This window comes from Acinetobacter sp. YH16032 (assembly GCF_013417345.1).
Lineage (GTDB): Bacteria > Pseudomonadota > Gammaproteobacteria > Pseudomonadales > Moraxellaceae > Acinetobacter.
Window position 1 is genome coordinate 16,059 of the sequence record NZ_VPEE01000012.1, and the last position, 20,246, is coordinate 36,304.

Consider the following 20,246-nt stretch of genomic DNA (forward strand, 5'->3'; position numbering starts at 1 on the left):
AATAAAAATGAAGAAAATTTCTATGATCTGCTTGCTTGTCAGTGCCATTGGCCTGACAAGCCAAGTTCAAGCCAATGAAGCCTCTCGACTCACCATTAACAAAAACAATATTAAAGTGTGGACGATACAAAATCCTGATCATCCTGTGTTGTCCTATCGTGCTGAAACAGTAGTGGATGCTTCACTCGAAAGAGCAGTTGCAATAGTTTTGGATGTGGAAAATGCAAAATCATGGGTACCCAATGTCGGTTCAGCACAGGCGATTTCTCAAGATTTGAAGCAAGGGGAATTTAAACTCTACATGGTGTTAGATTTTCCATTTCCTTTGAAAGATCGAGATCTGATTGTGCAAGGGAAAATGTATAAGGATTTAAAAGGTATTGTTCATATTAAGAATAAAGCTTCGCAAACGGGAAAATCGAAGAATCCTCAGTATATTCGGCTGCAACACTATGTTGGAGACTGGAGCTTTGAACAGATTGGACCGAATAAGGTGAAGGTCAGCACTTCAGGATATGCGGATCCAGAAGGTGCAATTCCACAAAGTGTGACCAATATGTTTGTACAACAGCAGCCTTATCAAATGTTGCAAAAAATGAAAACTGAATTAGCAAAATCTCAATCTGCGCAGATATCGTTACCAGATATTTTGAAATAATGACTTTATATCAGTCATTTAATCATTTTTCAAAGTGTAAGCTGTAAATTGCTTTAACTCTGCTGTTTGAGGCAAATGAAAACTCAAAATTGGTTGCTTAGTCTTAGACGTCTGATCCAATAGAAAAACTTGATAGGTTTGTTTTTTGGAATCATCACATTGAAAATTTAAATTTTTTTGTGTGGGGCTATTGAGCTTGACTGCATGATCAGAAGACACGGTGTAGAGGTAAATTTTCTGCTGATCTGGAGATTCAATACTTTTTGTAAAACGATAATGACTGTTGTGCGTCACTTTTAAGAATCCATCAATTAACGATGTACAAATAAATTTTTGCTCAAGTGCAGCTTGTTCGATCGCATGTTCTGGTTGGCAAGCTGTCAAAAGTGTTACCAAGGGTAATATCAAATATAATTTATCGTTGTTCATGTGGCCTCCTGTGTTTTTTTAGCTGTAAGACCATCATAAATTTGCTAGGTTTATAGATACAGATACACACATTTTATAAAAATGAGCACAGTTCATGTTTCAGTATCAAATCTTAGCCAAACATATCAAACAGAAAATTCTGAGTGGAGAACTGTGTTCAGGACAGAAGCTCATTTCCCTTCGGCAATTTTCAGCATTACATGCCGTCAGTTTAAATACAGCAAAAAATTGTTATACATTATTGGAATCGGAAGGGCTCATTACTGTTAAAAATAAATCGGGTTATTTTGTTCAACATTTGAAATCCAGAAACGATTCGCCAGTATTGCCTTATCATCATGAATTTGAAGCTGAAGCAAAGGATATCAGTAACTTAGATTTGCAAATTGAAATACAGGAGTCTTCAATCAATAACCGATCAATTCATTTAGGTGCAGTACAAATCTCTCCAAATCACGTGCCTGTAGATGCAATCCGAAAGTCAATTCAACGTGCTTTAAAACACAGTCAACCAGAAGATTTCCTTTACAGTAATCGACAAGGGCATTTGAGATTGAGACAAGCTTTATCAGACCATTGGGCTGAAGATGGTTTTTATATCAATCCAGACGAGACTTATATCACCAATGGCTGTATGGCTGCGTTATCACTCGTGGTTCAGCTCTTGACCAAGGAAGGGGATGGCATTGTGATTCCAACCCCAAATTTTAATGGTCAATTACAGTTGTTAGGGACACTGAAACGCAAGTTGATTGAGATACCTGCAAATGTGGATGGTTTTGATTTAGAACGCTTAGAAAGAGCAATGCAGCACCCCGATACCAAAGCCTGTCTATTGACTGTGAATTATCAAAATCCATTAGGATTTGAGCTTTCAAATCATGATAAACAGAAAATTGTGCAATTGGCTGAACAATATCAATGTTATGTGATTGAAGATGATATTTATGCTGAATGTAGTTTTAATTTACAGCGACCTTTACCGATCAAACATTGGGATGAAGCAGGCTATGTCATTTTATGCAGTTCAATATCAAAATCATTGTCGAGCGCATATCGAGTAGGTTGGTTTTGTTTACCGCCGAGGCTTAAATATTTGCATCGTCAAATTGTCATTCAAAATGTCAGTGTGAATACACCTTTGCAATTGGCTTTGGCTGACCTGATGTATAGTAGAGCCTATCGTGAGCATCTACTCCGATTAAAACCAAAATTAAATCATCAAGTTGATGCATATCGAAAAACGATATTAAACGCTTTTCACGGGATCGACATTGGGTTAAGTCAGCCGGATGGTGGTTATGTTTTATGGCTGCAATTGCCGACACATATTGATGGTTTAGAACTCTATTATGCTGCACGTCAACATGGTATTAACATTGTTCCCGGTGATGTTTTTGGAGAAGAACGCCGTTATAAAAATTATATTCGCTTAAATGCAGGGCATGAACTAACTCATGAAATTCATGACTCCATCGTGTTTTTAGCGGATTGGGTGAAACAAAAAATGAGGTCATCATCCCAAGCACCTTCTTAAAAAGATTATGGCGCTAAACTAAGCTTTTTAAAGCAGTGATTTTCATGATCATCAATCATTCCTACCGCTTGCAGATAAGAATAGATAATGGTTGGACCCACGAATTTAAAACCATTCTTTTTTAGAGTTTTAGACAGTTGCAGGCTTAATTCGCTTTGTGTTGGTGCTAAGCGATAGTCTGGCACAGAATGAACTTTGGGTTGATGCCCTACAAAACTCCATAACCATTTGACCATATCAGGCATGATTTGGCGCATATTCAACCATGCTCGAGCATTATCTCGAATCGCCTTTAGTTTACCTAAATGACGAATTATGCCCGGATCTTGTGCTATTTCGATTAAATGTTCATCTGTAAAAGTCGCAATTTCTTCAATGGTGTATTGAAAGAAATGATATCGATATCGCTCGCGTTTTTTTAAAACAATAACCCAAGCGAGTCCTGCTTGCTGACCTTCTAAACAGAGCATTTCAAATAAGGTGTGTTCATCATATACAGGCACACCCCATTCTTGATCGTGATAATTAATATAAATCTGCTCATCGGAGCACCAGCCACAGCGTTGAATCGTCATGCGAATGCTCTGAAGTGATCAAATGGTAAAAGCAACCCACTGATCGTTTTGATTGTCCCAAAAGAACAACTCTGCTTGTTCTAAATCTGAAAAATTAATCCAGAAATCTTTACCTGCTTTGTCCGCAAACCCAGTGCTAATCAACAGAGCTTCTTCGGTAATTTCCATAATCCAGCCCTGATGGCTTTGTCCATTTAAGACAATACGTTGTTGATTGCCAGATTCTGCAAATTCAACTAGACGATTAATCAAGGCTTCTGACATGAAAACTTCCTAATAATAAAAACTTTAATTTAACGTAAATAAGGGTATGGATTGACAGGGCCTCGACCGCGACCATCTAAGTAAATTCCATAATGTAAATGAGGGGCAGTATGTCGAGCATTACCCGTATTGCCGACATAACCAATATGGTCACCTCGTCGCACGAAGTCACCCTCATTGAGACCTTTTTTATGCTGATCTAAATGCGCATAATAATGCCAAGAACCAGCGGGTCCTAAAATCCAAATGACTTTCCCACCCAGCTTATTATCGCGCATACTGCGAACAATTCCATCAGTTGCACTATAAACTTTTGTACCACGAGCCGCCAAGATATCAATGCCTTCATGTGTTCGACCGTGACTTCGTGATGCACCCCAAGTGTCAGTGAGTTGTCTCGCTTTTACACCTTGTACTGGGATAGGTAATTTGCGGTCCAAAGGAAGCATATGTAAGCGAGCAACGAGGGTTGGGTCAAGCGGCGTTTGTTTTGGAGGTTGGCTACTGCAGGCAACAAGTAAAATAGCTACACTTAGGATGATGTAATGTCGCAAATACTTAGTCACTCCAACTCCTTGATTGATACAGCCACACTTATTTGAATCGACTATGTCACAATTTCACGGCTGAGATCAATTTTTTCATCGCAGTTGGAATGCCCATTTCTGTTACAACTTGTGGAGCGAGCCATTCACCTCCTAATTCTGTTTGGAGGTATTCCATCTGGTCGAGATCAACATGGAAAATATGTGCATTCAGTAACCAGGTAAAGTGGGTGAAACTGTGTGAAATTTGAGTTGGTAATTGATTACTCACCAAACCATATTGCTGAGTCAATTGACTAAATTCTGAAGTTTCATCAATGATGGGTAAGGTCCATAAACCACCCCATAAGCCTGAATGCGGACGTTGTTGCCATAACCATGTATTTTCAGTACTTCGCAGTAATAAAACATCCGCAGTCTTTATAGGCACTGCTTTTTTTGGCTTTTTAAATGGTAACTCTTGTGTCAGACCCTGCTTTAAAGCTTGGCATTCTGACTGCATTGGACAGTACAGGCAAAGTGGTTTTTTAGGAGTACAAATTGTTGCACCCAAATCCATAATGGCTTGCGTGTAATCATGGTTGCGTTGTTCAGGACAGAGTTGCTCGGCTAATTCCCACATTGCACGTTCATGGACAGGCTTTGATAAATCATCTTCAATGGCAAAGAAACGTGCTAAAACACGCTTAACATTTCCATCCATTATCACGCCGTATTTGCGTAATCCAAGTGACATCAATGCACCAGCAGTTGATCTACCTATTCCTGGCAGGGCCATCCAAGCTTCTAAAGTCTCTGGAAAATGTCCATTTTGACTTACGATTGTGGCTGCTTTATGCAGGTTGCGAGCACGCGCATAATAGCCGAGACCTGCCCAGTAAGGAGCAACTTCATCCCAAGTAGCACGACCTAAATCGGTGACCGTCGGAAAGCGCTCAATAAAACGATCATAGTATTTCAGAACAGTTTTCACTTGGGTTTGCTGCAACATAATTTCAGAGACCCAAACTTTGTAAGGATCATCTGCGACTTGCCATGGCAGGTCATGTCGACCATGTACATCAAACCAATCCAGTAACGCAGTTGAAAAAGAAAACATGAAAATACCATTAATACAATCTGTGCTCAGTATAACCAATCTAGGCAAAGACCTTTTAAAAAAGCATGAAAAAGGCGCATATTGCGCCTTTTTGTAAAATCAACATTACTCTTGAATAATGCCCCAACGACTATCTAATTTAAGCGGTTGGTTTTTGTAACGAGGAATAATATGGATGTGTAAATGTTCCGACTCTTCATCGCCAAAAACTTTGCCATCATTAAAAGCGATATGAAAGCCTTCCGGATGATGACGGATTTTTAACTCGTTACGTGCCAGTTCTAACAACGACTGTAAACTTTTACGCTCTTTATCGGTAATTTCAAAAAAAGAACTCACATGACGTAAAGGAATAATAACGGAATGTCCTTTAGTCAACGGCTGCTGTTCTGGCAAAATCACACCGAATTCATTTTTATCAATCACATCATATTCATCGTGATTGCAATAAGTACATTGTTCACTCATCCTTATATTCCTCTTATATTTTATCTTCTTTCTTCAATAATCTTAGCGCTAATAAACTTTGAAAGTAATTAATCTAAGTGACGCGACAGTAACTCATACATCGCAGCTAAGCTTTTTTCCTCAGCTTCAGCGTTATAACCGAGATCTACACCATTGGCTTTTGCCCGTTCATCAGCTTGTGGATTGCTAAAACCATGTTTTGCATCCTCAAAGATAATGACCTCATGTGGCACCTGAGCTGCAAACATTTCTTCTTTAAATTGTGCCACATCATCTAGCGTGACCATGCTATCTAGCTCACCATGCAAAACCAGAATTTCAGCTTTTACTTGACCTTGTTGAGCAGGTGTTTGCGCAGATAAATTAGCATGGAAGGTAGCAACTGCTTTTAAGTTCGCACCAGAGCGAGCAAGATCTAAAACAACTTTTCCGCCGTAACAAAAACCAATCGCAGCTAATCGAGTTGCGTCAACTTCAGGCTGTGCAGATAAAGTGTCTAACGCAGCTGTAGCGCGTTGTACAATCGTTTCAGGCTGTGCGAAAGTTTGCATCATCCACTCATTTGCTTGAGAAGCTTCAGTGGTTACCTTTTTGTCGCCGTACATATCAATGGCAAAAGCAGCATATCCTTGTTCTGCAAGTTCTCGAGCACGTTGTTCTGTATATTCATTACGACCCCACCACTCTGGGGCTACAATAATACCTGCAGCTCCTGAAGAGTTTTCAGGTGCGGCAAAATAACCAATCAATTGAGTACCATCTGCCGCTTTATACTGAATTTCTCTTGTTTGAATTGCTGAAGTCATTATTGAAAGTCCTTTCGTTTATGAAAATCAGCAAAGATTAAAGCATAAATGTTTTCCGAAGTGATGAATTTGTAATAAGAAAGTAAAATCAAATGTGAGAATTTATGAAAGATTGGAATATATAAAACGCGTATCAATGAACAGATAAAAAGAAATAAAAAAGAAGAAGGAGTACCTTCTTCTTTTCATCAATCTTGTGTTTTCAATTTAATCTAGTGATTTAGAACACTAGACTTTGCCTCTTGAGATAAAGCCTACAATTGCGAGAATCACTGCAATCACAAGTAAGATAATTGCGAAATCTTTAGATAAGCCTGCTACACCACCAAACCCTAGCAAACTTGCTATCAATGCAATCACTGCAAAAATAATCGCCCAACGGAACATTTTGATTCTCCATAAATTTTTATTAATGTTCATTCAGTATAAGAAAATAAACTGAGCAAAATGTATACAAAGGGTATTTTAACGTAGAGTATTGATATTCTTTAGTTAATCAACTGTAACTGAGATTGATGAAATTTTATGAGAATTATTAGTGATATACTGACTCAAATTTTTGATATTTAGCTGAATCATGAGCACATCTTTACGCCCTGAATTTTGGAAACATTATTCACTGTTTGAAATGAACCAAGCAGAGTGGGAGGCACTGTGTGATGGTTGTGGTATGTGTTGTTTGGTTAAATTAGAAGATGATGAAACCGAAGAAATCGCATATACCAAAGTTGCGTGCAAACTTCTAGATTGTCAGACGGGGCATTGTTCAGATTATGAAAATCGTCAGGTGCATGTACCTGACTGTATTCAGTTAACGCCTGAAAAATTACAACAAATACGATGGCTACCTTCGAGTTGTGCATATCGACGTATTAATGAAGGTAAAAAGCTACCGAATTGGCATCACTTGGTGACAGGCAATAAACAAAGTGTGATTAGTGCTCGAAAATCTGTAGCAGGTCGTTGTATATCTGAACAGCTTGTTGATGAAAATGAAATAGATGAATACATCGTGCGGTGGGTACGCTAGTACATTCAATTGCTAGACTACACATATTTTGTAATATAAAAACACTTTTAAAATGATCATTGCCGTTTAATCCTTGAGACTGATATTCAAGGATTTAAAAAGGGAAAGGCATGTTAAAAGCTGCAAAACTGATTTGGATTGTTGGTTTGAGCGGAATCATAATGGCGTGTCATGCCAATCAAAATAAAGCCACTGAAGCACAGAATCCGCAGGAATCAACAGTCAAAAACGAGAATTCAAAAGCTCAAGAACAACGATATCAAGTTGAAAAAATTGCTCTATTTAATGAACCATGGGCGATTGCAACTTTACCAAATGGTCAACTGTTAATTACAGAAAAGTCAGGCATACTTAAGTTGTTTGACCCACAATCAAAACGTAGTTTTAACGTGGCTGGTGTGCCTCAAGTTGCTTATGGCGGACAAGGTGGGTTAGGTGATGTTTCGATTCATCCTAATTTCAATAATAACGCTTGGCTATATCTCAGTTATGCCGAAGAAAAAAATGGATTGTTTGGTGCAGTGGTGATCCGAGCGAAATTGGATTTATCGAATATCGAAGCACCGAAACTGACGGATATCGAACGCATATGGGAGCAAGTCCCTAAAGTGTCGGGTCAGGGGCATTATGCACATCGTATAGTGTTTGACCAGCAAGCGAATTTATGGATTAGTTCAGGGGAACGGCAGAAGTTTCAGCCTGCACAAGATATGCAGTCTAATCTAGGTAAAATTGTATATTTGTATGATGATGGTCGTGCTCAAGAATCTAATCCATTTGCCAAACAAGGTGGTGTCTCAGCGCAGATTTGGAGTTTAGGTCATCGTAATCCTTTAGGTATGGCATTTGATCATCAAAATCGTTTGTGGGTGGCAGAAATGGGCCCTAAAGGTGGCGATGAGTTCAATCTTATTGAAAAAGGTAAGAATTATGGCTATCCAATTGTATCTAATGGTGATCACTATGATGGGAAACAGATTCCGAATCATGAAACGCGACCTGAATTCATAGCCCCTAAACTTGATTGGTCTCCAGTGATTTCACCCTCGAGTCTGATTTTTTATAAATCTAACTATTTTCCACAATGGAAGAACAAAGCCTTAATCGGTGGATTATCATCGAAAGCCATTATTGTGGTAGATCCACAATCTGAACCTGTACGAGAAATTCAGCGCTTGGATATGGGGGTTCGAGTACGAGACTTGCATGAAGCGAAGGATGGCACAATTTGGGGAATAGAAGATGGACCGCAAGCTTATTTATTCAAATTAAAAGCAAAACTCGAATCTGAGTAAAATGAAAAATGTTGAATAGTGATGGTTGTTTTGACTATTAATATTGGAATTTGACTATTACATAGTAGACTAGTCAACAGCACTTTGAGATCTATAAAAAATATGTCCGATACACAAATTCCGCTACCTGAACGCTTACGTCCACGTGATTTGTCTGAGATTATCGGACAAGATCATTTACTTGGTGAAGACGCACCTTTACGTCAAATGATTGACCAAGGACATTTACCTTCGATTATTTTTTGGGGGCCTCCAGGCGTCGGCAAGACCACCATTGCGCTATTGTTAGCTCAAGCTGTAGATCGTACTTTTATTAGCTTGTCTGCACTCAACACTGGTGTTAAAGAGCTTCGAGAAATCATTGGGGAAAGTGGTGATCTCATTGTGCCAGTGGTTTTTATTGATGAAATTCATCGTTTTAATAAATCTCAACAAGATGCCTTACTGAGCGCAGTAGAAAAAGGCAAGATTACTCTGGTTGGTGCAACCACAGAAAATCCTTCTTTTGAAGTCAATAATGCTTTGTTGTCGCGCTGTCAGGTGTATACGCTGAAAGCATTATCTGAGCATGATATTCAACATTTAATTGAACGTGCACTCAAGCAAGACCAATTTCTGAAAGACCGTCATATTCATATCGAAGAATATGATGCATTAATTCAATTTGCCGCAGGTGATGCTCGTAAAGCACTCAATTTATTGGATCTCATTGCGAGCACATTTGAAGCAGATGTTGAAAATATTGTCACCAATGCCATCGTGGTGAAAGTAGCTCAACAAAATATTGCGCGATATGACAAATCTGGTGAGCAGCACTATGATTTAGTCTCAGCATTCATTAAATCAATTCGTGGAAGTGATCCTGACGCTGCACTATATTGGATGGCGAGAATGTTAAAGGGGGGGGAAGATCCAGTCTTTATTGCGCGTCGGATGTTGATAGCCGCTTCGGAAGATATTGGAAATTCTAATCCTAATGCGTTGTTATTGGCTGGGGAGTGTTTTAGGTCCGTTCAAGCGGTTGGGATGCCAGAATGCCGTATTATTTTAGGACAATGTGCAGTGTATTTGGCCACAAGCGCGAAAAGTAACAGCACTTACTTAGCAATCAATAAAGCATTAGAGTTGGCTGAACGTACGTCAAATCTTCCAGTTCCATTGCATTTAAGAAATGCTCCAACCAAGTTAATGAAAGAGCAGGGATATGGTGTAGATTACTTATATCCACATCACTATCCAGAACATTTCGTGTTGCAGGATTATATGCCTCCAGAGCTGAAAGGCACCAAATTGTACGAATCAGCTCGTAATAAGCGTGAAGTCGAAGCAGAGCGTTTACAGCAGCGACGTTGGCAGCAAGAGCAGCAACAACAATAAAAAAAAAGCCCAGTTCTATAGGAAGCTGGGCGAAAAGCGATTCATCTGGTCGGCAACTACAGTCTCTCTCTTGAGCCACCAACTCCTGTAGTTGCCTGGTATAAAAATATATTAGTTGAACTTAGTAATATTGTAAAAACGATCATTTTAATAAATAGCATTAATTTATTCGATTAATGGGTGTAAATTTAAAAACACAAAAAACAATTGAGTTTTTTAATGATCAAAACCCCAGATTTGTCATCTTATTTAAATATCGATTCGATAAATTAATAGCATTACCAATGAGGAGAGAGCATTGGTAATGCGACTTAACAAAAATAATGAATGTATAACAACAATTTGAAAATATAAAAATAATATCAACAGATACAAAAAAGCCGAGTCATATGACTCGGCTTCATTTTATCTAAATTTTGATTTAGATATCAGAAAGGTCAACACCGATACGTGTAGCAACTTCTTCATAAGCTTCAACCACATCACCTAAACCTTGGCGGAAACGGTCTTTATCTAATTTTTTCTTGGTATCTTTGTCCCATAGACGGCAACCATCTGGAGAGAACTCATCACCAAGAACGATACGGTCATGGAACACACCAAATTCAAGTTTAAAATCAACTAAAAGCATGTTGCCTTGAGCAAAAAGATCTTTTAACACTACGTTTACTTGGTGAGTTAACTCTTTCATACGCTCAAGTTGTTCAGCAGTAGCCCAACCTAAAGCAATGGCTTGAGATTCATTCACCATTGGGTCGCCCAAAGCGTCATCTTTGAAAAATAATTCAAATGTAGGTGGTGTAAGTTCTAAACCTTCTTCAACACCCAAACGACGGCAAAGCGAACCAGCTGCATAGTTACGGATTACACATTCAACTGGAATCATGTTTAACTTTTTAACCAAAACTTCGTTTGGTGTTAAAAGTTTTTCGAAATGAGTTTCGATACCTGCAGCTGCAAGTTTTTCCATGATAAAGGCGTTAAAACGGTTGTTCACCTTACCTTTGCGATCTAGCTGTTCGATTTTTTCGCCATTAAATGCTGAGGCATCATCACGAAAGACTAAAATCAGGTGGTCTGCACTATCGGTTTCATAAACGGATTTAGCTTTACCAGTATAGAGCAAGGTTTGTTTTAACATGGTGGAACCTTTTTCAGAAAAAATATGCCTAGAACGACTAGGCTGGCCAGTTTTGATAAATCTGGGTTAACAGGCTCGCAGCTTTTTGTTTGTCTGCAAACGCGTTAGTTGGGGTAAACACGGCCAAGGTATGACTCGAACCTACAGATGTCAGTTTAAGCACTAAACTTTCACCATCCACTTGAATTGTCGCGGAATGGGGATTCTTAGGTTGATTGACAAAGTTGTAGTTGAGGCTACTGAGGGTGGCGATTGTGTATTGCCAAATTGTAGCAGAATTTCCGTCAATTTTGATCAACGGATTGCCATTTCCATCAGTTAAAAGTTGTGGACGACCGACAGCAGTTGATTGTTCACTCTCAACAGGATTAGAAACGGTTGGTGCCACATTAGGACGAGGTAGCTCGAAACGATTACCTCGCTTATTAACCATTTGTGGCGCATTGTCTATTGCAAGCTGTTCAACAACAGGCGCTGGATAAAGCGGTGTTGCTGGTCTAACCATTGAACCTTCAGGAAATTTAAGCGGGGTTTGTGCAGTAGATTTTTTATAATCGAGTGAACCATTATCGATACCAATCGTACTACAACCGACCATGCTGAGGGCTGAAAGGGCAAGGGGTAAACCAAAACGTAGTTGCATAGTTGTTAAACTCTTCTTTAAATAATGCTCGCAGCTTTTAATGCATCACGCAGTGAAGCTCGATATTGTTCTGCTAATGGAGTAAGTGGTAAACGGATACCTGTACCAATTAATCCCATTTCATGAAGTGCCCATTTCACAGGAATTGGGTTTGATTCACAAAATAGAATTTCGTGTAAATTTGCAACTTGATCATTAATTGCTTTTGCTTGAGCTACATCACCCACTAAACCAGCGGCACACACTTGGCTCATTTGCTTTGGAGCGACGTTAGCGGTCACAGAAATATTACCTTTCGCACCATGCTCAATCAGTTGATATGCTGTTGCGTCATCACCTGAATAGACCACCATATCTTTGCCTTCAAGTGCTTTTAAAAGCTCAGCACCGCGAGGAACATCACCTGTTGCATCTTTAATCCCTACGATTTGAGGAATATCAGCAAGACGAACTACAGTTTCATTGCTCATATCAACGCCAGTACGGCCAGGTACGTTATAAAGAATTTGCGGTAAATCAACAGCTTCAGCAATTGCTTTGTAATGCTGATACAAGCCTTCTTGAGTCGGTTTGTTATAATATGGCGTTACTAAAAGTGCAGCATCTGCACCAAGCTCTTTAGCTTCTTTGGTAAGCTCAATCGCTTCATGCGTTGAGTTTGCGCCTGTGCCGGCAATAATTGGAATGCGTTTATTGGCTACACGAATGATTTCTTTGATCACTTGAGTGTGTTCAGCCATGCTTAAGGTCGAAGCTTCACCTGTTGTTCCCACGGCAACGATACTGTTTGTACCTTGTTCAATGTGCCATTCAACAAGCTTCTCGAGACCCTTCCAATCAACAGTTCCATCTTCAAACATTGGAGTGACGATTGCGACGATTGAGCCTTGAATTACCTGAGCTTGCTGAGTAGTCATTTTAAAACACGATCCTATTTTTCCATCCAGTGAAGGTTGAGAAGCGAAGTTTGGATGGGTATGTATTTTGATTTATATCACGATCCAATATGCCTGCATACTGGATAATGCGTATGCAAATTATGAACTAAGCTACCAATAAGAACAATATGAATTCACTTCAGTCAAAAAAAAGTTTAGTTAAAACAAGTAACTTTTTTTAAAAAAAGCAATTTTAAGACCTTATGGTTAGGCATTTAAATAACAGTGAAGATAGATGTTCGTCTATGAAAGTATTGCGGATAAAAATGAAAATTCGAACTAAAATCTGACCAATTTACCCTGAATTAATATCTTATATCACTTACATCAGATTTAAGATGTATGTATATAAAGGTGAATAAACTAATAATTTTTAAATTATGTGATTATTATAATTTATAAAACGTCTTAATTTTTTTACTTAAAGGTTAAATTATTCTAATACTTACAGATTTTATAATAGATTTTTCTGGGTTTTTTTTAAATAAAAAAAATAATTAATCGTTTTGAAGACTAGAATTTATTTTGGTTGGCAAGAGGTATGAAATTTAATCTTATTTTGATTACATTTTATTACACCATTTGATAACTCTCACTTTCATTGACTTACATAGATAATCGGGCATCGGACTCAAATGCTGATGAGTGAGGGAAGTTCAATGCAAGAATCAGTAAGTAACAAACATGCAATTTTGACGGTAGGTATCTGCTTCCTCATTGCAGTAATTGAAGGCTTAGATATTCAGGCTGCAGGTATTGCAGCTGCGGGTATTCGTGAACATTTTGGTTTAGATAGTTCACAATTAGGTGTGTTTTTTAGTGCTGGTATTTTAGGTCTGTTACCTGGGGCACTGGTAGGTGGGCGTATTGCGGACCGTATTGGTCGTAAAACAGTTTTAATTTGGTCTGTTGCTGTTTTCGCTGTATTCACTTTATGTACGGTATGGGTAAATAGTTTTAACAGTTTATTGGCTGTACGTTTCCTTGCAGGTGCAGGACTAGGTGCAGCAATGCCAATTCTCATCACTTTGGCTTCTGAAGCAGTAACCCCACAAAATCGTGGTCGTGCTGTAGGGCTAATGTACTGTGGTATGCCTGTCGGTGCTGCGATCTTATCTTTAATTGCAAGTACAGATTTCGGTGCTAATTGGAAAAATATTTTCTATCTTGGTGGTTTATTACCATTAATTGTTATACCAGTGATGATGAAATTCTTACCTGAATCTAAAGAATTTTTGAAAACGCAAAATAGAACTGAAGCTGAAATTGCAGAAGCTCCACAAGGTTCGTTTAAAGATTTGTTTAATTCACAGAATCTTCTTCGTACGATGTTCATCTGGTGTAGCTATTTCTTCACGCTCATGGTGGTTTACATCATGCTCAGCTGGTTACCTTCTCTATTCCAAGAATTAGGTTTTTCGAGAAAAGAAGGTGCGACAGCGCAATTCTACTTCATGGTAAGTGCTACTGTAGGTACTGTGATTTTAGGTGTATTAACTGACCGCTGGAAAAAAGCTTATGTGATCTTGTTAATGTACGGTGGTATTTTGGCTGGCCTTCTTGCGTTGAATGCAGCAAGCTCACTCACACAAATGTATTTGGCTTCAGCATTGGTTGGTGCTTTCGTGATTGGCTGTCAAGGTGTGCTTTACGCATTTGGTGGTATTGTGTACCCAACAGAAGTACGTGGTACAGGTGTTGGTGTTGCATCAGCAGTAGGTCGTATCGGTGCTATGCTTGGGCCAGCAATTGCAGGATCATTATTAACGGCTGGATTTGGTGCAGCAGGCGTAATCTCTGCAGCAATCCCTTGTATTATTATTTCTGCAATCTTCATGTTAATGTTGGTACGTCGTATCCAGAATTAAGACAAAAACATAGATTAAAGCCTGCTTGATGCAGGCTTTTTTTATAGAATTTTGATATCAAATTTTCAACTCAAGCAATTGTAGTTCTCTTGATCCTATGCAATAGTCCCTAACAATTTTAAAAATATTGGGAGCTGAAAAGGATGTTCCAACCACAACAAAGTGTACTTATCGTTGTTGATGTTCAGAATGGATTTACCCCTGGGGGAAATTTGGCGGTAGCAAATTCAGATCAAATTATTCCAACCATTAATTCACTTGCTCGGCATTTTGACAATGTTGTCCTTACCCAAGATTGGCATCCTCAAGACCATATTTCATTTTTTGAAAATCATCCTGGAAAGTCTGCTTATGAGACGATTGAATTAGCTTATGGTCGCCAGGTGTTATGGCCTTCACATTGTGTGCAGGGTACACATGATGCAGATTTTCATCCAGACTTGAATATATCCAAAGCGCAGTTGGTCATTCGTAAAGGTTTTCATCCGCATATTGATAGTTATTCTGCCTTTTTAGAAGCTGATCATCGAACATCGACTGGCTTAGCAGGATATCTGCATGAGCGTGGAATTCGTGATGTCTTCATTGTCGGGATTGCCACTGATTTTTGCGTGGCTTGGACAGCAATTGATGCTGCAAAATTAGGTTTTAATAGTTATGTCGTGTCAGATGCGACCAAAGGCATCGATTTAAATGGTTCTTTACAACATGCATGGCAAGAAATGCTTGCACAAGGTGTGAAACGAATTTACGCCAAAGAACTAATGACTCTCAGGCATTCAGCGCAGACCATTTAAAGGTCATGGTTCAAGATCATACGTCGTTAATCCAATAAGTGAACTTTTTAAATGAAAGCCATCAATCAATTCTTGCAGAAAACCTTTGCGCTGTGGGTACTCCTTTTTGCAGGAATTGCCATGTATATGCCAGAAGCTTTTATTTGGCTTAAGTCTTATATCACTTGGATGCTCGGGATTATCATGTTTGGCATGGGAATGACCATGTCATGGGAAGATTTTAAAAGTGTTCTCAGTCAGCCTAAGGCGGTTGCCATTGGGGTGGGTGCTCAATTTATAGTGATGCCATTATTGGCATGGGGCTTGTGCATAGCATTTCGATTACCCGCTGAAATTGCCATTGGCGTACTCCTTGTTGGATGTTGTCCCGGAGGTACAGCATCTAACGTCATTGCTTATATGGCAAAGGCAAATGTGGCTTTGTCCGTCGCGTGTACCTCAGTTTCAACGATGTTAGCACCTTTGCTGACACCATTGATTTTTTATCTCTTAGCGAGTCAGTGGATTGATATAGATGCGGTAGCAATGCTTGTATCGGTAATGCAAGTGATTTTGTTCCCTATCATTTTAGGGGTGATCGTGAGCGGTCTATTTAAGCAAAAAATAGATCAATATATTGAAATGATGCCTATGGTTTCAGTCATCGCGATTGTATTGATTGTGGCTGCGATTATTGCTGGAAGTAAAGTGCAAATTTTACAGTCAGGGTTACTGATCCTTGCTGTTGTAATTTTACATAATGGATTAGGATATTTTATAGGTTATTGGGCTGCAAAATTATTGCAGCTCAATCAAGCAGATGCTAAAGCAGTTTCGATAGAAGTAGGGATGCAAAATTCTGGCTTAGGCGTTGCTTTAGCTGCTGTTCATTTTGCGGCAACCCCCATTACAGCACTTCCAAGTGCAATTTTTAGTTTGTGGCACAATATTTCTGGACCCGTCTTGGCAAGTTATTGGGCGACGCGTGACAAAGCTCACCTTAAAAAACATGAATATGACGATGATGTGATTAAGTAGCTGATTTTATTTCATTAACTGATCTAGAAATTCTTTTTCAGTCATGATGTGAATACCATGTTGCTTTAAAAGCGCTGCTGTAACACCGTCCGCATTTATTTTTGACCCCGAAAAAGAGCCATCATAAATCTGACCAAAACCACATGATGGACTTTTAGCTTTCAAAATCGCATGAGTAATCCCATGTTTTTTCGCAAAAGCTAAGGTCTGTTTGGCACCTAAAATAAATGCTTCGGTAACATCTTTTCCCGAAAGATCAAATACTTTTGCATGGCCACTCAAAACATCGGAGCCTGTTCCTTTTTGAATTTCAGCAGGGGCTCTGGGAGTGCTAAGTCCTCCAGAAATTTCAGGGCAGATTACGACGGCCTGATCGGTATCAATCAGCGTTTTAATTTTTTCTTGAAGGCAATGTTGACCATCGTAGCGAACTGGATGTCCGACTAAACATGCACTGATAAGATATTTCATTTGATAAAAAAAAGACCGATAATTTTCATTATCGGTCTTTTTAAGTGTAGATCAAATTGAATTATTCAACCGTAACTGACTTAGCTAAGTTACGCGGCTGATCTACATCGGTACCACGTAGTACAGCGACATGATAGGACAAAAGCTGCACAGGAATACTGTATACGATTGGTGATAATAGTGCTGAAACGCTCGGAACTTGAACGACGTGTTGGCGCTCTTTTTCCTTAATGCCACTATTTTCATCTGCAAATACAAACAGCTCACCACCACGTGCTTGAACCTCTTCCATATTTGATTTGAGCTTATCAAGCATATCATCCTGAGGAGCAAGAATGACAACAGGCATATCATTATCAACTAAGGCCAATGGGCCGTGTTTTAACTCACCAGCTGCATAACCTTCAGCATGAATATATGAAATTTCTTTCAGTTTAAGCGCTCCTTCAAGCGCGATTGGGAACTGTGTTCCACGACCTAAAAATAGGCAATGTTGTTTTTCAACAAACAATTCAGATAGGCGTAAAATTTCTTTATCACATTGTAATGTGTCAAGAATCACTTTAGGTGTATGCCATAATCCAGTAATGATTTCTGTTACTTGTTCATTAGAAATCGTTTGTTTAACTTGACCGAACTTAAGCACGAGAAGCATCAGGGCAGCAAGTTGTGTGGTGAATGCTTTGGTCGACGCAACCCCAATTTCTGGACCCGCTAATGTCAATAAGCTGTAATCTGTTTCACGCACCATGGAAGATGTTGCAACGTTACAGATCGTCATCGTGGTGATATTAATATTTTTCGCTTTGGCACGTTTTTGTGTATCACGAAGAGCAGCCAATGTGTCGGCAGTTTCACCTGATTGAGAAATACACACATAAAGTGTATTGTTCACGATGACTGGAGTGCGATAGCGGAACTCACTTGCAATTTCAACTTGGCAAGGTACATCAATCAGTTGTTCAAACCAATATTTTGCGATCATGCCTGCATGGTAACTGGTACCGCAAGCGATGATTTGAACTTGCTGAATCTGAGAAAAATCTTCTACAGCATTTGCAAGAAAATCATCACGTAAGTGATCGGCATTTAAGGCTTGAGAGATGGTTTGCTTGATCGCTTCAGGTTGCTCATAAATTTCTTTCAGCATGTAATGCTTATATTCACCTTTTGAAGCATTACTCACTGTCGCATCAAGTTCTTTGACAGGGCGTTCAACGCGCTCACCTTGTACATAGACTTCAATCGTATCACGTGTTAAACGCGCAATATCACCTTCTTCAAGGTATATAAAACGATTGGTAATCGGTAATAGGGCCAATTGATCAGAACTGATAAAGTTCTCACCAATTCCCACACCGATCACGAGCGGTGAACCTTCACGAACAGTGATCAATTCATTTGGGTAATCTGTATGTACGATACCGAGTGCAAATGCACCTTTGAGTTGAGGCACAACTTGTTCAACGGCTTTAAGCAGGTTAGGAGCAGACTTCAGTGCATCATGAACTAAGTGTGCAACAACTTCAGTATCTGTTTGGGATGTAAACACATATCCTAATGCTTCAAGATCATCTTTAAGCTCTTGGTAATTTTCAATAATACCGTTATGTACCACAGCGACTTGACCAGAAATATGCGGATGTGCATTATTTTCTGTAGGTTTGCCATGAGTAGCCCAACGTGTATGTGCAATACCAAGCGCGCCAGTGATCGCTGCTTCTGAAACTGCTTCTTCAAGGTTGATAACTTTACCGACACGACGTTCACGTAAAACTTGACCTGCATTGATTAAAGCTAATCCCGCTGAGTCATAACCACGGTATTCAAGACGCTTTAAGCCTTCAATTAGAATATTCGTTATGCTTCGTTCTGCTACACCGCCGACGATACCACACATATTGTAATCCCCTTAATTCTTAATCTTTTGTGGACGTGGATAATTGTCTTTCACAAATTGTTTAGAGCGTTCTACCGCTAAACTATGATCATCCACATCACGAGTAATCGTCGATCCAGCACCAACTGTTGCGCCATTGCCAATTTTGACTGGCGCGACTAAAGAGCTGTTTGAACCTATAAAGGCTTGGTCACCAATGATCGTTTTAAACTTGTTGGCACCATCGTAATTACATGTGATCGTACCCGCGCCGATATTTGAACCTTCACCCACTTCGGCATCACCTAAGTAGGTAAAATGATTGGCTTTAGAGCCTAAACCAATGGTGGTGTTTTTCACTTCAACAAAATTGCCAATGTGTACTTCATTTGCCAATTTAGCACCAGGGCGCAAACGTGCGAATGGTCCAATTTGAGTCTGCTCACCCACAATGGCTGAATCAAATACGCTATACGGTTGAACTTTCGTGCCTGCAGCAATTTTGGAGTTTTTAATTACACATCCTGCACCGATTTCGACATTGTCACCAAGTTCACATTCGCCCTCGATAATGACATTGATATCGATACGCACATCTTGACCAACCTTGAGTGAACCTCGGAGATCGAAACGACTCGGATCGATCAAATGTACACCTTGCTGCATCAGTAATTTCGCTTGGTAGTTTTGGTATTCTCTTTCCAATGCTGCCAATTGCACACGATCATTTACACCTTCAACTTCGAAAGCTAAAGCAGGTTCAACTGAAGCAATTTCGAGTCCATCGTTAATAGCCATTGCTACGATATCTGTTAAATAGTATTCGCCTTGCGCATTATTATTATTCAGACGTGGCAACCACTCGTGCAATTTGGCATTGCTTACTGCATAAATGCCAGTATTAATTTCTTGAATTAAACGTTGCGCTTCAGAAGCATCTTTATGTTCAACAATGGCTTGGATTTTACCATTTTCTCTCACGATACGACCGTAACCTGAAGCATCGTCTAGTGTAAGTGTGACTAAGCCAATACCTTTAGATTGTGTTGCTTCAAGTAATTTTTGTAATGTATCGGCTGTAATACAAGGCACATCGCCGGATAAAATTAAAGAAATACCATCTTTGGGTAATACCGGTAAGGTCATTTGAACAGCGTGACCTGTACCAAGTTGTTCAGCTTGTTCAACCCAGTCAATATTTTCTGTCGAAAATGCTTGTTTAACTAGAGCGCCGCCGTGACCGAAAATAGTAATAATATTTTCAGCTTGTATTTTTTTTGCGGTTTCAATGACATGCCCTAAGAGTGGACGTCCTGCTAAAGGCTGTAATACTTTTGGTAGTTTTGAACGCATTCGCGTCCCTTTACCTGCAGCAAGAATAACAACTGTGGTTGACATACAACATCCTT

Annotated in this window: 22 protein-coding genes; 8 read left to right on the forward strand and 14 right to left on the reverse strand. The window is 39.3% G+C overall.

The features are described 5' to 3' along the window. The first annotated feature begins 7 nt into the window (after positions 1 to 7). Positions 8 to 658 carry an START domain-containing protein gene (locus FTV32_RS08105; RefSeq protein ID WP_180028373.1) on the forward strand — a complete coding sequence of 217 codons (651 nt, stop codon included), beginning with the start codon at positions 8 to 10 and terminating at the stop codon, positions 656 to 658. A gap of 18 nt (positions 659 to 676) precedes the next feature. Here the strand turns inward: FTV32_RS08105 and FTV32_RS08110 are convergent, their stop codons facing one another. Then, positions 677 to 1,087 carry a hypothetical protein gene (locus FTV32_RS08110; protein WP_035264887.1) on the reverse strand — a complete coding sequence of 137 codons (411 nt, stop codon included), beginning with the start codon at positions 1,085 to 1,087 and terminating at the stop codon, positions 677 to 679. 94 nt (positions 1,088 to 1,181) lie between these two features. Between FTV32_RS08110 and FTV32_RS08115 the strand changes: the two genes are divergently transcribed. Next, complete coding sequence (locus tag FTV32_RS08115; protein ID WP_035264885.1) at positions 1,182 to 2,624, forward strand: PLP-dependent aminotransferase family protein; 1,443 nt, start codon at positions 1,182 to 1,184, stop codon at positions 2,622 to 2,624. A 5-nt stretch (positions 2,625 to 2,629) separates the two neighbouring features. On the opposite strand, the gene FTV32_RS08120 is transcribed toward FTV32_RS08115, so the two are convergent. The 7 genes from FTV32_RS08120 to FTV32_RS08150 form a co-directional block, all read right to left on the reverse strand. Further along, the gene (locus FTV32_RS08120) at positions 2,630 to 3,199 is read right to left on the reverse strand and encodes a DNA-3-methyladenine glycosylase I (RefSeq protein WP_035264883.1); all 570 of its coding nucleotides are present in this window, start codon (positions 3,197 to 3,199) and stop codon (positions 2,630 to 2,632) included. A gap of 18 nt (positions 3,200 to 3,217) precedes the next feature. After that, positions 3,218 to 3,463, reverse strand: a complete 246-nt coding sequence (locus FTV32_RS08125) for a hypothetical protein (protein WP_035264881.1) — start codon at positions 3,461 to 3,463, stop codon at positions 3,218 to 3,220. A gap of 29 nt (positions 3,464 to 3,492) precedes the next feature. Beyond that, positions 3,493 to 4,017 carry a M23 family metallopeptidase gene (locus FTV32_RS08130; protein ID WP_035264946.1) on the reverse strand — a complete coding sequence of 175 codons (525 nt, stop codon included), beginning with the start codon at positions 4,015 to 4,017 and terminating at the stop codon, positions 3,493 to 3,495. 58 nt (positions 4,018 to 4,075) lie between these two features. Further along, the gene (mutY, locus tag FTV32_RS08135; protein WP_035264874.1) at positions 4,076 to 5,107 is read right to left on the reverse strand and encodes an A/G-specific adenine glycosylase; all 1,032 of its coding nucleotides are present in this window, start codon (positions 5,105 to 5,107) and stop codon (positions 4,076 to 4,078) included. Between the two features lie 105 nt (positions 5,108 to 5,212). After that, positions 5,213 to 5,581: an HIT family protein gene (locus FTV32_RS08140; RefSeq protein WP_265596980.1), complete on the reverse strand. Its 369-nt coding sequence runs from the start codon at positions 5,579 to 5,581 to the stop codon at positions 5,213 to 5,215. A gap of 62 nt (positions 5,582 to 5,643) precedes the next feature. Then, a complete protein-coding gene (locus tag FTV32_RS08145; RefSeq protein ID WP_035264872.1) occupies positions 5,644 to 6,381 on the reverse strand; it encodes a dienelactone hydrolase family protein in 738 nt (245 codons plus the stop codon). Between the two features lie 228 nt (positions 6,382 to 6,609). Further along, the gene (locus tag FTV32_RS08150; RefSeq protein WP_035264869.1) at positions 6,610 to 6,768 is read right to left on the reverse strand and encodes a DUF1328 domain-containing protein; all 159 of its coding nucleotides are present in this window, start codon (positions 6,766 to 6,768) and stop codon (positions 6,610 to 6,612) included. A gap of 190 nt (positions 6,769 to 6,958) precedes the next feature. Here FTV32_RS08150 and FTV32_RS08155 point away from each other — a divergent pair, with 190 nt between their 5' ends. From FTV32_RS08155 to FTV32_RS08165, 3 genes are all read left to right on the forward strand, one after another. After that, entirely contained in the window at positions 6,959 to 7,411 is a 453-nt protein-coding gene (locus FTV32_RS08155; RefSeq protein ID WP_035264867.1) for a YcgN family cysteine cluster protein, read from the forward strand. 110 nt (positions 7,412 to 7,521) lie between these two features. Next, positions 7,522 to 8,706 carry a PQQ-dependent sugar dehydrogenase gene (locus FTV32_RS08160; RefSeq protein WP_180028374.1) on the forward strand — a complete coding sequence of 395 codons (1,185 nt, stop codon included), beginning with the start codon at positions 7,522 to 7,524 and terminating at the stop codon, positions 8,704 to 8,706. Positions 8,707 to 8,808: 102 nt separating this feature from the next. Continuing rightward, complete coding sequence (locus FTV32_RS08165) at positions 8,809 to 10,083, forward strand: replication-associated recombination protein A (protein ID WP_035264864.1); 1,275 nt, start codon at positions 8,809 to 8,811, stop codon at positions 10,081 to 10,083. 421 nt (positions 10,084 to 10,504) lie between these two features. On the opposite strand, the gene purC is transcribed toward FTV32_RS08165, so the two are convergent. The 3 genes from purC to dapA are packed head-to-tail and all read right to left on the reverse strand — an operon-like array spanning position 10,505 to position 12,784. Further along, on the reverse strand, positions 10,505 to 11,224 hold the full coding sequence (gene purC, locus FTV32_RS08170) for a phosphoribosylaminoimidazolesuccinocarboxamide synthase (RefSeq protein WP_035264862.1): 720 nt from the start codon (positions 11,222 to 11,224) through the stop codon (positions 10,505 to 10,507). Positions 11,225 to 11,261: 37 nt separating this feature from the next. Beyond that, positions 11,262 to 11,867 carry a lipoprotein-34 precursor (NlpB) gene (locus FTV32_RS08175; protein ID WP_035264860.1) on the reverse strand — a complete coding sequence of 202 codons (606 nt, stop codon included), beginning with the start codon at positions 11,865 to 11,867 and terminating at the stop codon, positions 11,262 to 11,264. 17 nt (positions 11,868 to 11,884) lie between these two features. Continuing rightward, the gene (gene dapA, locus FTV32_RS08180) at positions 11,885 to 12,784 is read right to left on the reverse strand and encodes a 4-hydroxy-tetrahydrodipicolinate synthase (protein ID WP_035264858.1); all 900 of its coding nucleotides are present in this window, start codon (positions 12,782 to 12,784) and stop codon (positions 11,885 to 11,887) included. A gap of 680 nt (positions 12,785 to 13,464) precedes the next feature. Here dapA and mhpT point away from each other — a divergent pair. The 3 genes from mhpT (at position 13,465) to FTV32_RS08195 (ending at position 16,487) form a co-directional block, all read left to right on the forward strand. After that, on the forward strand, positions 13,465 to 14,673 hold the full coding sequence (mhpT, locus tag FTV32_RS08185) for a 3-(3-hydroxy-phenyl)propionate transporter MhpT (RefSeq protein WP_035264856.1): 1,209 nt from the start codon (positions 13,465 to 13,467) through the stop codon (positions 14,671 to 14,673). Positions 14,674 to 14,816: 143 nt separating this feature from the next. After that, on the forward strand, positions 14,817 to 15,470 hold the full coding sequence (gene pncA, locus FTV32_RS08190) for a bifunctional nicotinamidase/pyrazinamidase (RefSeq protein WP_035264852.1): 654 nt from the start codon (positions 14,817 to 14,819) through the stop codon (positions 15,468 to 15,470). Between the two features lie 51 nt (positions 15,471 to 15,521). Beyond that, positions 15,522 to 16,487: a bile acid:sodium symporter family protein gene (locus FTV32_RS08195; protein ID WP_035264849.1), complete on the forward strand. Its 966-nt coding sequence runs from the start codon at positions 15,522 to 15,524 to the stop codon at positions 16,485 to 16,487. A gap of 6 nt (positions 16,488 to 16,493) precedes the next feature. Here FTV32_RS08195 and FTV32_RS08200 read toward each other — a convergent pair whose 3' ends face one another. The 3 genes from FTV32_RS08200 to glmU form a co-directional block, all read right to left on the reverse strand. Further along, a complete protein-coding gene (locus FTV32_RS08200; protein WP_035264844.1) occupies positions 16,494 to 16,958 on the reverse strand; it encodes a DUF523 domain-containing protein in 465 nt (154 codons plus the stop codon). A gap of 61 nt (positions 16,959 to 17,019) precedes the next feature. Beyond that, on the reverse strand, positions 17,020 to 18,858 hold the full coding sequence (gene glmS / locus FTV32_RS08205; RefSeq protein WP_035264843.1) for a glutamine--fructose-6-phosphate transaminase (isomerizing): 1,839 nt from the start codon (positions 18,856 to 18,858) through the stop codon (positions 17,020 to 17,022). 12 nt (positions 18,859 to 18,870) lie between these two features. Then, on the reverse strand, positions 18,871 to 20,235 hold the full coding sequence (gene glmU / locus FTV32_RS08210) for a bifunctional UDP-N-acetylglucosamine diphosphorylase/glucosamine-1-phosphate N-acetyltransferase GlmU (RefSeq protein WP_035264841.1): 1,365 nt from the start codon (positions 20,233 to 20,235) through the stop codon (positions 18,871 to 18,873). Positions 20,236 to 20,246: the final 11 nt, after the last annotated feature.

Excerpts from the sequence above, each read along its gene's own strand:
- FTV32_RS08105 (WP_180028373.1), top strand. The coding sequence starts at position 8 with ATGAAGAAAATTTCTATGATCTGCTTGCTTGTCAGTGCCATTGGCCTG.
- FTV32_RS08110 (WP_035264887.1), bottom strand. The coding sequence starts at position 1,087 with ATGAACAACGATAAATTATATTTGATATTACCCTTGGTAACACTTTTG.
- FTV32_RS08115 (WP_035264885.1), top strand. The coding sequence starts at position 1,182 with ATGTTTCAGTATCAAATCTTAGCCAAACATATCAAACAGAAAATTCTG.
- FTV32_RS08120 (WP_035264883.1), bottom strand. The coding sequence starts at position 3,199 with ATGACGATTCAACGCTGTGGCTGGTGCTCCGATGAGCAGATTTATATT.
- FTV32_RS08125 (WP_035264881.1), bottom strand. The coding sequence starts at position 3,463 with ATGTCAGAAGCCTTGATTAATCGTCTAGTTGAATTTGCAGAATCTGGC.
- mutY (WP_035264874.1), bottom strand. The coding sequence starts at position 5,107 with ATGTTTTCTTTTTCAACTGCGTTACTGGATTGGTTTGATGTACATGGT.
- FTV32_RS08145 (WP_035264872.1), bottom strand. The coding sequence starts at position 6,381 with ATGACTTCAGCAATTCAAACAAGAGAAATTCAGTATAAAGCGGCAGAT.
- FTV32_RS08150 (WP_035264869.1), bottom strand. The coding sequence starts at position 6,768 with ATGTTCCGTTGGGCGATTATTTTTGCAGTGATTGCATTGATAGCAAGT.
- FTV32_RS08155 (WP_035264867.1), top strand. The coding sequence starts at position 6,959 with ATGAGCACATCTTTACGCCCTGAATTTTGGAAACATTATTCACTGTTT.
- FTV32_RS08160 (WP_180028374.1), top strand. The coding sequence starts at position 7,522 with ATGTTAAAAGCTGCAAAACTGATTTGGATTGTTGGTTTGAGCGGAATC.
- FTV32_RS08165 (WP_035264864.1), top strand. The coding sequence starts at position 8,809 with ATGTCCGATACACAAATTCCGCTACCTGAACGCTTACGTCCACGTGAT.
- purC (WP_035264862.1), bottom strand. The coding sequence starts at position 11,224 with ATGTTAAAACAAACCTTGCTCTATACTGGTAAAGCTAAATCCGTTTAT.
- FTV32_RS08175 (WP_035264860.1), bottom strand. The coding sequence starts at position 11,867 with ATGCAACTACGTTTTGGTTTACCCCTTGCCCTTTCAGCCCTCAGCATG.
- dapA (WP_035264858.1), bottom strand. The coding sequence starts at position 12,784 with ATGACTACTCAGCAAGCTCAGGTAATTCAAGGCTCAATCGTCGCAATC.
- mhpT (WP_035264856.1), top strand. The coding sequence starts at position 13,465 with ATGCAAGAATCAGTAAGTAACAAACATGCAATTTTGACGGTAGGTATC.
- pncA (WP_035264852.1), top strand. The coding sequence starts at position 14,817 with ATGTTCCAACCACAACAAAGTGTACTTATCGTTGTTGATGTTCAGAAT.
- FTV32_RS08195 (WP_035264849.1), top strand. The coding sequence starts at position 15,522 with ATGAAAGCCATCAATCAATTCTTGCAGAAAACCTTTGCGCTGTGGGTA.
- FTV32_RS08200 (WP_035264844.1), bottom strand. The coding sequence starts at position 16,958 with ATGAAATATCTTATCAGTGCATGTTTAGTCGGACATCCAGTTCGCTAC.
- glmS (WP_035264843.1), bottom strand. The coding sequence starts at position 18,858 with ATGTGTGGTATCGTCGGCGGTGTAGCAGAACGAAGCATAACGAATATT.
- glmU (WP_035264841.1), bottom strand. The coding sequence starts at position 20,235 with ATGTCAACCACAGTTGTTATTCTTGCTGCAGGTAAAGGGACGCGAATG.